Genomic DNA, 756 nt, shown 5'->3' with positions numbered 1-756 from the left:
GAGAGACGTTGCCTGGCCTGGATGATATAAAAGAGCGAAAAAAACGCGCTATTATTCTTGCTGCCATTCTTACACTGGCCCTCGCTCTTCGCATCGCCTGGATCTTTTGGCTTCCCTCAATTCCGATAAGTGACTTTGGCTGGTATTACGATAGGGCCCACTCTATTTTGGCGGGAAACGGGTTTACGATCAACGGACACCCTACCGCGCAATTCCCACCGGGTTATCCCTATTTTCTGGCGTTCCTTATCAAGCTTACCGGCGGTCTCACGGGCGTAAAGTTAGCCCAGGCGGTAATCGGCACGTTCACATGCTACCTTATCTACCGGCTTGCTTCTGTGCTGGCAGGGGCACGGGCGGGTTTGGTTGCCGCGTCATTATCGGCGCTCTATCCTAATTTTATCTTTTACAATAACCTATTGGCCTCAGAAAACCTTTTTATCCCACTGCTTCTCGGCGGTTTCATTGTCTTGCTTGATGATAAAATCAAGCTTGAAATGCCGGCGCGAACCGCCCTGGTGGGGGGCATATTCGGTATCGCTGCGCTGACCCGACCGGCGATACTTCTCTTCCCTGTAATATTTTTTGTATGGCTTTTTATTAAGCGCATCGGGATAGCCAAGGCAATCGGCCTTACCGCTTTAATGGGGGCGATTATGATGGCTGCGATTCTCCCCTGGACCATCCGTAATTATGTCGCTATGGGCAGCCCTGTATTTATCTCTTCCAACGGCGGTGAGGTCTTTTGGATGGGAA

At 50.7% G+C, this 756-nt stretch carries 1 protein-coding gene; it reads left to right on the top strand.

Features of this window, described 5'->3' with window-relative positions; genetic code table 11:
* Window positions 1–756, top strand: a 756-nt coding sequence (locus COY37_RS02620; protein WP_286975920.1) for a glycosyltransferase family 39 protein, incomplete at both ends; no start/stop codon positions are given.

The sequence above is a fragment of the Candidatus Aquicultor secundus genome (assembly GCF_002791875.1).
Classification (GTDB): domain Bacteria; phylum Actinomycetota; class Aquicultoria; order Aquicultorales; family Aquicultoraceae; genus Aquicultor_A; species Aquicultor_A secundus.
Note: the sequence above shows the minus strand (reverse complement) of the source record. Positions and strands in the feature narration are given on the sequence as shown.